The sequence below is a fragment of the Streptomyces sp. MP131-18 genome (assembly GCF_001984575.1).
GTDB lineage: Bacteria > Actinomycetota > Actinomycetes > Streptomycetales > Streptomycetaceae > Streptomyces > Streptomyces johnsoniae.
In genome coordinates this window covers 7,715,270-7,727,881 of record NZ_LZNS01000001.1, presented here as the reverse complement: position 1 = coordinate 7,727,881, position 12,612 = coordinate 7,715,270, and the positions used below count along the sequence as shown (strand labels likewise).

Here is a 12,612-nt window from a genome sequence, read left to right as displayed (position 1 = left end):
CTGAATGGGGCATTGACGATGACAGTCGAGGCGCTGACCCCGGAGGACCCACCGGCCATCGGCCCGTACCGGCTGCTTGGGCGGCTGGGTGCGGGCGGGATGGGGCAGGTCTTCCTGGGGCGTTCGCACAGCGGGCGAATGGTCGCGGTCAAGATCGTGCACGGAGAGCTGGCCAGAGAACCGGACTTCAGACGGCGGTTCCGTGCGGAGGTCGAGGCGGCGCGGCGGGTCAGCGGGATGTGGACGGCGCCGGTACTGGACAGCGACACCGAGTCGGCCGTTCCCTGGGTCGCCACGGGGTACGTGGTCGGGCCGCCGCTGCGGCAGGTGGTGGACTCACTGAACGGGCCGCTGGCGGAGCACTCGGTGTGGGCGCTGGCGCTGGGTCTCGCCCGGGCGCTGACGGAGATCCACGGCAGCGGGCTGATTCACCGTGACCTGAAACCGTCGAACGTGATGGTGACGCTGGAGGGGCCGAAGGTCATCGACTTCGGCATCGCCCGGGCCGTGGACGCCAGCGTGGTGACGCGGACCGGGGCGATGATCGGCTCGCCCGGGTACATGCCGCCGGAGCAGATCAGGGGCGAGGAACTGACCGGCGCGGCGGACGTGTTCGCGCTGGGCGCGGTGCTCGCGTATGCGGCGACCGGCTTCGACCCGTTCTCCTGGGACGGGGCGCAGATGCACACGATCCTGTACCGGGTGATGTACGAGGCTCCTCAACTGGGCCCGGAGAACGGCCGGTTGAGTGGCGCGCTGCGGGAGCTCGTGACCCGCTGCCTGGCGAAGGACGCGCAGGAGCGGCCCTCCCTGGCGGAGATCGCGCCGCTGGCGGAGGAGCGGGCGGGCGCCGAGTTCTGGCTGCCGCCGGGGCTCACGGCGCGGCTGGGGCGGGACGCGGCGGATCTGCTGGCGCTGGACGGGCCGCAGGCGGACGGGCCGCACCCGGCGTGGGACCTCGACACGCCAGGGACGCCGTCGTTCCCACGACCGTCGCCCTACGCACCGGCGGTGCACGGGAGCCAGACCACGTACGCCTCACGCGAGTTCGAACGCTCGACACCGCCGCCGCAGTTCGGCCGGGACGTGTCGACGCCGCCCGCGCCGTCCGGGCCCGGGCGGCGCCGACTCCCCTATGTCATTGGGGCGTTGGCCGGGGCGTTGGCCCTCGCGGTGGTGATCCCGCTCGTCGTGACGAACGGGGGCGACGGGGCGGAGGCCCCGCCGGAGGACGACTCCCCCCAGGACACCGGCGGCGGCGGGGAGGGGTCGGACGCGCCGCTGGCTCACCTGGTCCCGCAGGAGGTGTGGGACGCGGGCGGAATCACGGTGCACAGCTCCTCCGAAGCGTGGCCCGTCATCTACGCGGAGGAGGGCGAGGAGAACCTGACCGGTTTCGAGGTGGACCTCGCCCACGCGATCGGGGAGCAGCTCGGCGTGGAGATGACCTTCGTGCTGACCGATGACGAGACCGACGCTGCCGAGGCGGCTGTCCGGCACGGCCGCGATACCGGCGCGCACATCGCGATGTCCGGATTCGTCGACAGGCCCGACGATCGCGAAGAGCTGGAAGTGGACTTCGTCAATCACTTCATGGACGGCTGGGGCGTCATGAGCGACGACCCGGCCTACTCGGGCCACATGAGCGAGCTGTGCGGCCTGTCCGTCACCACCTACGAGGGCGACATGATGGAGGGCGTGGTGGCGGACAACACCGAGGCGTGCCCCGACCCGGTCGAGGTCGTTCCCTTCGCCAGCCGGGACAACATGGCGGCGGCGATCCGGGACGGGGAGGCGGAAGCGGCGGTGCTGCTCTACTCCCAGGCGGCCTACTACGCGGGCGAGCACCCGGAAACCGGGCTGCGGGCCGTCCTCGCCCAGGAGAAAAGGAGTGCCCGTGGCATCGCGGTCCCCCGTGGGCAGGAGGAGCTGCGCGATGCCCTGCGCGCGGCGGTGGGCGCGCTGCTGGAGGACGGCACCTACGAGGAGTTGCTGGAGCGGTGGCACTTTCCCGCCGCGGCTATCGACGAGCCGACGGTGAACCTGGGCACCGACTGAACCGGGCGCACGGAGACGGACCCGCGGGCCTCAGGTGCCCGCGGCGTTCACCGAGGTGACGGGCCGCTGCTGCCCGGCCCGGTCGGCGACCGCCCGCGCCAGGGCCTGCGCCTCGTGCGTGAACGAGGTGACCCGCAGCACCTCACCGCGGGCGGTTCTGATGGTGCACGTGACGTCCGAGGCGAGCAGGCGGCGCAGCGCGGTGCCACGGCGCACCGTCACCGCGTCGATGTCCTGCCAGGGAATGGTCCGCACGGCCCCGGCGCGGCGGTGGGCCAGGCCCCGTTCGCGCACCAGGAACGCCTCGGTGCCACGGCGCCGGTGGTGGTGGCCGCGCGCGGCGCCGCGCCACAGTGCGAGCAGGGCCGCGGCGAGCACCGGAACGGCGGCAGGGCCGGGGAGCCCCGCGGACACCATGCCCCCGGCCGCCGCCGCACCGGCCGCGCCGAGAGCCAGGTCCCGCAGGGCGATCCGGCCCCGCCGCCTGTGGTCCGTGCGGTGCTTGCTCAGGAGTCTGCCCAGTGCGCGTTCGGCGGCGGAGGCCATGTCCGTTACCTCGTGTGCTCGGTGTGCTTCGCCGACCCGCGCCGGGCGGCACCGGCAGCATGGGCGGCGACTCTGAGAGCACTCTGGGGCCGGGCTGAGAATTTCCTGAGAACGGCGCGGCGGCGCCGAGCAGCGCCCCCATACTCCTGAACCGGACACCCCCGCCCGTCCCGGCAGAAACATGGCGAACGACGCTCCCACCGGCCCGGCCCATGCGGCCATCCGCACACAGCCAACCGGAATGACTCCGATAATTTTCGGCCTTACATTCAGGCAACCGCGCCCGATACCGACGTTCCCGCACCTTACCCCCGCCCGCACGATGGGACTTGGGCCACTCACCAGGGACAACATCACCTCCGAGCGGCAGCACCGGGATGCGAACTTCCGGAATACTTGCGGAAGTTATTGACAACTCGTCGGGCCGGTCCAACACTGTTCGGCATCAACAGACCTGCCCCGAAGGCCCATCCGGGGCAGGCCCCCCACGACGACCGGACAGACCACGCCGCGCGGCTGGACCGCGACGCGCGCCCGGCGTCCCCGGCCCCCCACAGGCCGGCCGAGTCGTCACCCCTGCCTGGCCTCCCGCCAGCCTTCACGAGGAGGAAGCATGCACGAGGAGAACCGCCCCGCCCCCCGGATCAACCGCCGGACCTTCATCGGCGGCGCCGGGGCCGGCGCTCTGGCGCTCGGCGCGTCCGCGCTGGTGACGCCCGGCACCGCCCGCGCGGCGCAGACCATCACTGAGAACCAGACCGGCACCCACGAGGGTTACTACTACTCGTTCTGGACCGACGCCCAGGGAACGGTCTCCATGACCCTGGGGTCCGGTGGGAGCTACAGCACCTCGTGGACCAACACCGGAAACTTCGTCTGCGGCAAGGGCTGGAGCAACGGCAGCCGGCGGACGGTCAGCTACTCGGGCAGCTTCAACCCGTCCGGCAACGGCTACCTGTGCCTCTACGGATGGACGTCCAATCCGCTCGTGGAGTACTACGTCGTCGACGGCTACGGCACCTACCGGCCCACGGGAGACTTCAAGGGAACCGTCTCAAGTGACGGCGGCACGTACGACCTCTACCAGACGATGCGCTACGACGCGCCCTCCGTCGAAGGCATCAAGACCTTCCCCCAGTTCTGGAGTGTCCGGCAGTCGCCGAAGGCGGGCGGCACCATCAACACCGGCACACACTTCGACGCGTGGGGCAACGCCGGGATGGCCCTGGGCAGCTTCAACTACTACATGATCCTCGCGACCGAGGGTTACCAGAGCAGCGGAAGCTCCAGTCTCACGGTGAACTGACGCGGCCCGCTCGCTCGCGGCCGTGCAGGGATGCCGCCGGGCCGCGAAACGAGCCGGAAGGGAACGAGTGAGGACCAATGAATCCCATCGACCCACCCCACCGAGCGGGCGCACGTCGCCGCATCAGCCGGGCGCGGGCCCGCCTGCTGGCGCTGCTGGCCGGCCTCGGCCTGTGTGTGGCCGCCACGTCGGGCGCCGCGGGCCCGGTGCAGGCCACGCACGACGGCGGTCCTGGCACCACGGCGGACAGCACGATCATCGACTCGACCGGGATCGATGGCCGGACGGTCGCCTTCACTTTCGACGACGGCCCCGACCCCGCCAACACGCCGGGCCTTCTGCAACTCCTGCGGGAGAACGGCACCAAGGCCGTGTTCTGCCTGTGGGGTGACCACGTGCGGCAGTATCCGGACCTGGTGCGGCAGATCGCCGCGGACGGCCATACGCTGTGCAACCACTCCATGCACCACAGCGACATGGCCTCCTGGACTCCCGAGCAGATCCGCGCCGACCTGGAGCAGACCAGCGCCGCGATCCGCGCGGCCGTACCGGGCGCACCGATCCCGTACTTCCGTGCACCGAACGGCAGTTGGGGGCAGACCCCGGCGGTGGCGGCGAGCCTGGGCATGCAGCCGCTGGGCTGGCGGCTGGCCATCAACGACTGGGAACCGTCCACGGCCGACCAGCTCGCCCAGCGCCTCAGGTCCGGCATCACGCCGGGAGCCGTGGTGCTGCTGCACGACGGCGGCGGGGACCGCAGCGCGACCGTGGCCGCCGTGGACATGATCATCCCCGAGTTCGCGTCCCAGGGCTGGGCCTTCACCCTCCCGGCCCCACCCCGCTGACGCGGGCGGGCGCAAACGGACGGCCGGTGCGGCGCCGCACCGGCCGTCCGTGCACGCTCCGTTCGTGCCCGCTCCGTTCGTCAGGGCACCGGATGCGGCTCGATGCCCTCCAGCGTGGGGGTGACCGGCTCGATCAGGCCATCGGGTGAGAAGGTCATCTCGTCGATGACCGTCTCGCGGTGCGTGCCGTCGCCGTCCGGGATGGCGAACCGGTGATAGACGATGTACCAGGCGTCGGTACCCGGCACGCGCAGCACCGAGTTGTGGCCGGTGCCCAGGATGCCCTGGGCCGGGTCCTTCGCGAGGATCACGCCCCGGTAGGTGAACGGGCCGGTGGGGCTCGGCCCGGTGGCATAGCCGACCCGGTAGTTCTCGCTGCGCGTGTCGTCGATGGAATAGGTCAGGTGGTAGGTGCCCTCCCGCTCGACCATGAACAGGCCCTCGCGGAAGTCCGTCAGGCCGTCGATGCGCGTGACGCGTTCGGGGTCGTAGGACACCATGTCCTCGTTGAGCGGCACCACCCAGGCCGAGCCGTTGCCCCAGTAGAGGTAGGGCGTCCCGTCGGAGTCGGTGAACACCGCGGGATCGATGGGCTGGCCGCCGCCGTCCGGGTTGGCCGCGACGAGCGGCGCGCCGGAGTCGGTGAACGGGCCGGTCGGTGAATCGCCCACCGCCACACCGATCTTGGCCTCGGCGCAGTAGTAGAAGTAGTACTTCCCGTTCCGCTCGGCCATCGCCGGGGCCCAGGCGCGGGAGTCCGCCCAGGAGACGTCGGGCCCCAGATCGAGAATGACGCCCTCGTTGCGCCAGTTGACCAGGTCCTCGGAGGACCAGGCGCTGAACGTCGTCCCGCTCCAGCCGTCGAAGCCGTCCGTGGTCGGGTAGAGGTAGTAGGTGTCGCCGAACGCCACGATGTGCGGGTCGGCGTTGAGTCCGGGCAGCGCGGGGGCGCGCAGTTCGCGGGCGGTGACCGTCCAGTTGCGCGTGGCCCCGTCCGCGCCGGTGACGGTGTAGGTCACCGGCTCCCGCAGGTCGACCCGCGCGCCGTTGCGCGGACTGATCCGCGCGCCGGGCGCCAGGTCGAACCGGGGCCGCAGCCGGTCGAGCCCGGTGCCGGGTTCCACCGGCAGGGTGACCGTGGCGGAGGACGGCTCGATCACGGCGGGCGCCTTCAGCTGCCGCAGCTCGGCCCCGAGCAGCGCGGTGGCGTTGACGGGCAGTTCCGCGGCGGGCAAGGACCGGTTGTACAGCCGGACATCGCGCATCCGGCCTTCGAATGACTGGTCGGCGCTGTACTGGGAGCGCCCCAGGTAGTTGGCGCTGGTGAAGCCGTCCCCGATGTCGGACGGCCGCACCGTCACCGCGTCGTTCCGCGCGACTTCCGTGCCGTCGAGGTACAGCACGCCGCTGCCGTCACCGACGGTGTAGGCGATGTTGTGCCACTCCCCGCGCGGTACGCCACCCGCGGACGCCGACTGCTGCTCGGTGGTCCAGTCGCCCGTGGCCACCGCCGCCCGGAAGCCGCCGTCCTCGGTACCGCCCGTGGCGAACAGGTAGCCGTCGCCCCGCCCGTTCGCCGCCGTATTGCCGAAGCCGAACAGGAAGTACGGCGTGCGCTGGCCGGGAGCGATCCACACGTCGGCCGAGACCGTCACGGCATCCGCCCCGGACAGCATGTGGTCCGGCAGCCGTACGTGGCCGTCGGTGCCGCCGAACTCCAGCCCGTCGGCCGCCCATCGGACGTCCCCGGCCGGGGTGCCGTCGTAGCCGTGCCCGGCGGCGTCGGCCGCCGTGCCGTCCAGCGGCCAGTGCGCGACGAGGCCGTTCTCGTCGGCCTCGCGCTCGGTGCCCCAGCGCTCGGCGACGCGGTCGTATTCGGACTGCGTGAGCGGCAGCACCGTTCCGTGGCGGGGCGACGCCGGCAGATCGTAGTCCCGCACCATCGTCCACTCGCCGGACGCCAGGTCTGTCGTCTCGAACGGAACGTAGCCGCGCCCGCCGAACTCGTCGATGAACAGGTACCACTTGTCCTCGGTGTTGGACTTGAAGATCGTGGGCCCCTCGCCGCGGTCGATTCCCGGGCTGCCCGCGGTCTCCCGGCCGATGCACTCGGCCACGAGGTCCCAGGACGGGTCCAGCAGATCGGTGGCCCGCTCCGCCGTGATGAACTTGCCGCAGGGGTTGGTGGCGGAGGTGTCCCGTTCGTCCTTGGTGAAGCGGTAATACGTGCCCTCGTGCGCGATGACCGTCGAGTCGATCACCGAATGGCCGGGGTCGTGCCACACCCGTGCTTCGCTGAACGTGTCGAAGTCCTGGGTCGTGGCGTACATCATCCGGTTGTAGCTTGACCCCGTGTGGTCCGGATCGTCCTCCGCGTACAGCTTGGAGGCCCAGAACACCACGTACACGCCACGCTCGGCGTCCCAGTACGCCTCCGGCGCCCAGGTGTTGCCCGCCGTCGGCGGCGATACCTCAACCGACCGCTGCTCCGACCAGTTCACCAGGTCGGTCGACTCCCACACCATGATCGAGCGGCTGCCGTGCCGCTGGGCGCCGTCCCAGTCGCCGTTCCCGTGAATCCGCAGATCCGTGGCGATCAGGTAGAAGCGGTCCCCCTCGGGGGCGCGGATGACGAACGGATCGCGCACGCCCCGCTCCCCCAGGGTGGAGGTCAGTACGGGCCGTCCGCCGTTCAACTCCCGCCAGTTCAGCGGGTCGTTGCCCTCGCTCAGCGCGAGGTGGACCTGCTCGCCTTCGGCACTGCCCTCACCCGTGAAGTACGTGAACAGGTAGCCCGCGTACGGCTCCTGCCGCGGCCCGGCCGCCTGCGACGGCGCACCGAGCGCGACGACGGTCGCGAACAGGACGGCCAGAGCGGCGAGTACCGCCATCGGCCGAGTTCGTGCTCTCGCGTGCGGCATTCCTTCTCCCATCTGAATGGTTGCGCAACCATCGGGCCGCCGCGCCTTCTCCTTAAGGGTCATGGGGCACGCAGCCACCCCCCTCGCGACCATGCGACCGCGCGACCGTTCGACATGGCGAACGACGTTCGAGCTATTAGGCGTGCGAAGCCGCGCGGTGCGACAGCGGAACGGTGCGGGGCGGAACGGCTGCACGGAGAGCGAGAGCCCGGGCGGCCGGCTCGGCTCGCGCAACCGTGACCAACGTTGCTCAGTATGAAGGTGGCGCGTCCGGGGTCAAGGGCTGCGACCGCAGAGAATGCGGGAACGCCTCGATCCGGCCGTCACCGTGCGCCGCGAGCGGGCGAGCGCGTGGGAAGTCGTCGAGAAGGGGCCGACCCGCGGGGCCGCGTGCCGCCGACCGCTCCTTCCGCCCCGGGCGGGAGCGAGCGGTCGGCGGCGTCAGGGCGTCACTCGCTCCGGTAAGGGAGCGTGGTGCCCGGCAGTTCGTACTCGTCGCGGCGCCCGCACATGCCGTAGCCGCCCAGGCGCGTCGGGGCGGTGTCGAACGCCGTGGCCGCCGCGAGGTACTGCGGGTCCCCCGCCTCCAGGGCGGCGAGCTGCTCGCCGGTACGCTGCGCGGTGGCCAGCGGGCCGGCCTCCCACAGTTCGCGCCAGGCGGGCGTCCTGTCCCGGACCAGGCGGGCGGCGGCCTGCTGGAATTCCAGGTACGGCCCGTTGTCACCGGCCCTGAGTGCCTCGCGCAGCGGCAGGAAGCCCTCGACGGCCAGGTCTCGGCGCTTGCGGGCCGCGGCCTGCGCCTCCGGACCGGTCCGCGCGGGCAGGGCCGCCGCGGCGGCGTACCGTTCCGGATCGGCCAGCACGTCCGGCGGGAAGGTGAAGACCGCGTCCCCGGCCTCCGGCAGGCCGCTGTTCTGCATCAGCACCGTGATGCGCAGGTCGCCGCCCTGGACCATGCGGTGCACGGTGCCGGGGGTGAACCAGGCGACCGATCCGGCCTCCAGCGGGATGTCGCGGTAGCCGTCGGGGCTGAGGGTCTGCACCGCGCCGCGTCCGCCGGTGACGACGTACGCCTCGGTGCACACCAGATGCAGGTGCGGGCTGCCGCCGCACACCCCGTCGGCCGCCTCCCACTCGTAGGCGGACAGGTGGGAGAGGCCGACGGCGCCGGGCAGCGGGTGCGGCAGGCTCACCACGGCAGTGCCTCCAGGTACTTACCGACGCGCCCGGCCTCCCAGGCCCCGTCCGCGACGACCACGCGGTAGCGGTAGGAGAAGGACTGCTGCGGCGCGAGCTCGAACTCCTCGAAGAACGCCCAGGAGAACGCCACGGTCGGGATCGGCACGGACCGCACGAACCAGTGGGACGGATGGACGGCCGCCGCACCGGTGTTCTCCGGGGCGTGGGCGAAGACGAGGGTGGAGTGGGCGTCGACGTCGTCGTGTTCGGTGGTGAAGCCGATCCAGGACGCCTCGGTGGCGGGCGTCCCCATGGTCGCCTCGTCGGTGGCGGGCCCCTCGGGGGTGAGGACCTGGCCGCCGGTGAAGTCCCGGGGCCCGCGCCACTGGAGGCCGGTGTAGCCGGCCATCTCCCGGCCGGCGGTGGTCGGCGAGCCGAAGTGGAGCGGCTCACCCCGCACGTTGGTCAGGTGAATCGCCCAGTCCAGCACCCACGCGCCCTCGGTCCGGTCGGCGGAGTGCACGGCCAGCGTGCGCCGTTCACGGGCCCACTCCTCGCCGCCGTTGCTGATCCAGGTCAGCTCCTCGGTCAGGTCGACGCGCTCATCGGTTGCCTCCAGGCGGGGGAAGGCGTCGTGGCGCATCGAGCCGACCCGCTCGGGGACGCGCCGGTAGCCGGTGTCCGGGCCGAGGTAGGAGTTGCCGCCCCAGAAGTTCTGACCCGACAGGTGACTGGCCGTCATCTGCAAGCCCTTGTGCCAGCGGTGGTCGTTCGGCCGGTAGCCGGACACCAGATGGCCGGCCAGCGTGCGCAGCGGGTGGGCGTACGGCTTGCGCGATTCGAACGCCTCCGGGTCGGGCCGGTAGACGTAGGCCAGGATCTCCGTGCCGTCCGCGGCCACGGTGATGCGGTCGCCGTGCGTGTGCACGGCGGTGAGTCGGGCGGTCACTGCGCCTCCTTGGGGGCCCACTCCGGGTGGTTGCCGTGCATGGCGTCGTGGAACGGGTCGCCCGGCCGGATCTCCCCGGCCAGGACGGGACGGCCGGTGAAGGCCGACTTGTAGAGCGCCGCGGCGAACTCCACGGTACGCCGGGCGTCCGGACCGCTGCCGGGCGGACGTTCCCCCCGGCCGTGGGCGTCCAGCAGGGCTCCCAGCTGGGCGGTGTGGGAGCTGGGCAGGTCGGCCGCGGGCGTGCGCCAGCGCGTGACGCGTGCCTCGTCATCGAGGCCGGGGCGCGGGGTGTAGGCCCAGTCCTCGTTGCGGTGCCCGTACAGGTGGGTCACCTCCACCGTCGCCTCCGTGCAGTCGATGCGGATGCGGCTGACCTGGTCCGGCGACAGCACGCTGTTGACGACCGTGGCAACCGCGCCGCTCTCGAAGCGCACCAGCGCGGTGGAGACGTCCTCGCTCTCCACGTCGTGGACCAGCCGCGCGGTCATTGCGCGGATCTCGCTCCACTCGCCCAGCAGGTGCAGCAGCAGGTCGTACTGGTGGATGCCGTGGCCCATGGTCGGCCCGCCGCCCTCGCTGGCCCACCGGCCACGCCAGGGCACGGCGTAGTAGGCGGCGTCCCGGTGCCAGGTCGTCTGGCAGTGCGCCACCAGCGGGGCGCCCAGCTCGCCGCCGGCGATCAGCTCGCGGGCGTGCACGGCGCCCGAGCCGTAACGGTGCTGGAAGACCACCGAGGCGAACGCGCCCGAGGACTGCTCCGCCGCGGCTATCGCCTCGTACTCCTCGAGCGACAGGCACAGCGGCTTCTCGCACAGCACCCACGCGCCCGCTTCGAGCGCCGCCACCGTCTGCTCGCGGTGCAGCGAAGGGGGGGTTCCGATCAGGACCAGGTCCGGGCGGGCCTCCGCGAGCATGGCGTCCAGATCGGTGTAGCCGCGCACGCCGGTCATGCCCGCGGCATCGGCCGCCGCACGGAAGGTTCCGAGCCGGTCGGGGTCGATGTCCACGGCGGCGGTCAGCTCGACCCGCTCGTCGTGGGCCCGCAGGGCGGGCAGGTGGCTCCCGGTGACGATGCCGCCCGTGCCAACGACGGCGGCCCGCAGACGGGAGGGTGAGGTGGGCATGCGGAAGACTCCTCATGGCTCAGTAAGCGCTTGCTCCATCTGGACTTTAGACACGGGTGATCGATCACACAAGGTCTTTGCGTCGTTTCATCGCGGGCTCGGCCCGGTGCGACGAGGGGCGTACCGCCCCGCAGGAGGCGGCGTTCCGCGGCTCGGACACCCGGCCCCCGCCCCGGGGCACCCGCGGAACGGCGGCGGTGGGGCCGGCCGCGTGGCCGCGGGCACGTTCCGCCGCGCCGCGCCCGTCCCCCGGCCGGTCCCCCCGGTAATCCGCGGGCCAGTTCCGCTTCGCTCCCATACACTGATCCGCGGCAATTCGGGCCTCAGGCGGCCGGGGCGAGGGACGGGGAGGTGGCGCGGATGACCGAGCGGCCCTCGACGCACCCGCGCGCCGGGAAGAAACCCCCGACCATCTACGAAGTGGCCCGGCTGGCCGGCGTATCGCATCAGACCGTCTCCCGCTTCCTGCGCAAGGACCCGGCCATGCGGCCGGACACCACCCGGCGGGTCGCGCAGGCCGTCGCCGAGCTGGGCTACCGGCCGAATCTGGCGGCACGGACCATGCGCACCCGCCGGTCGAACCGGATCGCGGTCATCCTTCCCGGGTCCATGGAACGCATGCCGAGCAGGGTGCTCAGCGGCGCCGCCGCGGCGGCGCACGAAGCGGGATACCTGCTGGACGTGGTGAGCCTGGAAGGGGACGCCGCCGCGCGCGCCACGCGCCTTGAGGCATTGCTGCAGCCGGAGAGCGCCGACGGAATCCTCTCCTTCGCCCCCCTCGGGAAGAGCACCGGGGGGTTCGCGCTGTCGGACATCCGGGTGCCCATGGTCGTCGAGGGCGCGTACGACGACAGCATGCGCGCGCAGGGCGCGTTCGCGGACGCGTCGGTGGCTGCGGAGATCATGCGTCACCTGGCGGAGTGGGGTCACCGCCGCTTCATCCATGTCACCGGGCCCCTTGAGTGGGCGTCGGCGCGGGCCCGGCGGGCGGTGTACGAGGCGACGATCGAGGAGTTGGGGCTCGAATCGCTGGCCGTGGTCGAGGGCGACTGGAGCCCCGGGGCCGGCTGGACCGCCGCGACCGAGGTCATCGCGGGATCGGGGGCCACGGCCGTGTTCGCCGCCTCGGACGCGGTGGCGTTCGGAGTCATCACCGGCTTGCAGAGCCTGGGCATCGACGTACCGCGCAAGGTGAGCGTCTTCGGCTGGAACGACGAGGAGCTGGGCCGCTACTTCCGGCCGACCCTGTCGACGGTCAGCGTGGACCAGGAGCGTCAGGGGCGCGAGGCCGTGCGCCGGCTGCTCGGGCTGCTGCGCGGTGAGCCGCCCACCGGACAGCTGGAAGCGGCGGACTTCAACCGCATCATCCTGCGCGAGTCCACCGGGCCCGCCCCCACGCGTACCGTCTGACCAGGACTTTTGCCCGACCGGGCCCGCGGAGTCGGCCGACCGGTCACCGTTCGCGTGCCGCTCCCCGCCGCTGCGCGAGGTGGCGGAACCTGTGCGAAATAGTGCCGCAGAGTCCTTGTGTGATCGATCACGTGGCCTTTAGAGTCGCGCCACGCTGGCGCGCTCTCCTCCTCCCTGGGCGCCATGCCGCGCAATCCCTTCGCACCGGAGAGGAACACTTTTATGTGTGTGAACACGCCTCATCAGCGCGGGAGAGCCGCACGGCACCCCG

The 12,612-nt window shown here is 72.0% G+C and carries 9 protein-coding genes; 4 read left to right on the top strand and 5 right to left on the bottom strand.

Annotated elements, in window-relative coordinates; genetic code table 11:
- The first annotated feature begins 18 nt into the window (after positions 1 to 18).
- A complete protein-coding gene (locus tag STBA_RS34300; protein ID WP_077062884.1) occupies positions 19 to 2,058 on the top strand; it encodes a serine/threonine-protein kinase in 2,040 nt (679 codons plus the stop codon).
- A gap of 30 nt (positions 2,059 to 2,088) precedes the next feature.
- Here the strand turns inward: STBA_RS34300 and STBA_RS34295 are convergent, their stop codons facing one another.
- Positions 2,089 to 2,604: a hypothetical protein gene (locus tag STBA_RS34295; protein ID WP_077062883.1), complete on the bottom strand. Its 516-nt coding sequence runs from the start codon at positions 2,602 to 2,604 to the stop codon at positions 2,089 to 2,091.
- Between the two features lie 613 nt (positions 2,605 to 3,217).
- Here STBA_RS34295 and STBA_RS34290 point away from each other — a divergent pair.
- Both STBA_RS34290 and STBA_RS34285 read left to right on the top strand, forming a co-directional pair.
- Positions 3,218 to 3,910: a glycoside hydrolase family 11 protein gene (locus STBA_RS34290; protein ID WP_077062882.1), complete on the top strand. Its 693-nt coding sequence runs from the start codon at positions 3,218 to 3,220 to the stop codon at positions 3,908 to 3,910.
- Between the two features lie 77 nt (positions 3,911 to 3,987).
- Positions 3,988 to 4,755, top strand: coding sequence for a polysaccharide deacetylase family protein (locus STBA_RS34285; RefSeq protein WP_077062881.1), 768 nt, complete (start codon positions 3,988 to 3,990; stop codon positions 4,753 to 4,755).
- Between the two features lie 80 nt (positions 4,756 to 4,835).
- On the opposite strand, the gene STBA_RS34280 is transcribed toward STBA_RS34285, so the two are convergent.
- The 4 genes from STBA_RS34280 to STBA_RS34265 form a co-directional block, all read right to left on the bottom strand.
- Positions 4,836 to 7,646: a family 43 glycosylhydrolase gene (locus tag STBA_RS34280; protein ID WP_107485165.1), complete on the bottom strand. Its 2,811-nt coding sequence runs from the start codon at positions 7,644 to 7,646 to the stop codon at positions 4,836 to 4,838.
- Positions 7,647 to 8,125: 479 nt separating this feature from the next.
- Positions 8,126 to 8,872, bottom strand: a complete 747-nt coding sequence (locus STBA_RS34275; protein ID WP_077062879.1) for a cupin — start codon at positions 8,870 to 8,872, stop codon at positions 8,126 to 8,128.
- Positions 8,866 to 9,804: a PmoA family protein gene (locus STBA_RS34270; protein ID WP_077062878.1), complete on the bottom strand. Its 939-nt coding sequence runs from the start codon at positions 9,802 to 9,804 to the stop codon at positions 8,866 to 8,868. The genes STBA_RS34275 and STBA_RS34270 overlap by 7 nt, the downstream gene beginning before the upstream one ends.
- Positions 9,801 to 10,931 (bottom strand): Gfo/Idh/MocA family oxidoreductase, encoded by a 1,131-nt coding sequence (locus tag STBA_RS34265; protein ID WP_077062877.1) that lies wholly within the window; start codon positions 10,929 to 10,931, stop codon positions 9,801 to 9,803. The genes STBA_RS34270 and STBA_RS34265 overlap by 4 nt, the downstream gene beginning before the upstream one ends.
- A 360-nt stretch (positions 10,932 to 11,291) precedes the next feature.
- Here STBA_RS34265 and STBA_RS34260 point away from each other — a divergent pair, with 360 nt between their 5' ends.
- Positions 11,292 to 12,341 carry a LacI family DNA-binding transcriptional regulator gene (locus tag STBA_RS34260; RefSeq protein WP_077062876.1) on the top strand — a complete coding sequence of 350 codons (1,050 nt, stop codon included), beginning with the start codon at positions 11,292 to 11,294 and terminating at the stop codon, positions 12,339 to 12,341.
- The last annotated feature ends 271 nt before the right edge of the window (positions 12,342 to 12,612 follow it).

What these genes read in the sequence shown, in the direction of transcription:
- STBA_RS34300 (WP_077062884.1), top strand. Translation starts at nt 19, where the DNA reads ATGACAGTCGAGGCGCTGACCCCGGAGGACCCACCGGCCATCGGCCCG.
- STBA_RS34295 (WP_077062883.1), bottom strand. Translation starts at nt 2,604, where the DNA reads ATGGCCTCCGCCGCCGAACGCGCACTGGGCAGACTCCTGAGCAAGCAC.
- STBA_RS34290 (WP_077062882.1), top strand. Translation starts at nt 3,218, where the DNA reads ATGCACGAGGAGAACCGCCCCGCCCCCCGGATCAACCGCCGGACCTTC.
- STBA_RS34285 (WP_077062881.1), top strand. Translation starts at nt 3,988, where the DNA reads ATGAATCCCATCGACCCACCCCACCGAGCGGGCGCACGTCGCCGCATC.
- STBA_RS34280 (WP_107485165.1), bottom strand. Translation starts at nt 7,646, where the DNA reads ATGGCGGTACTCGCCGCTCTGGCCGTCCTGTTCGCGACCGTCGTCGCG.
- STBA_RS34265 (WP_077062877.1), bottom strand. Translation starts at nt 10,931, where the DNA reads ATGCCCACCTCACCCTCCCGTCTGCGGGCCGCCGTCGTTGGCACGGGC.
- STBA_RS34260 (WP_077062876.1), top strand. Translation starts at nt 11,292, where the DNA reads ATGACCGAGCGGCCCTCGACGCACCCGCGCGCCGGGAAGAAACCCCCG.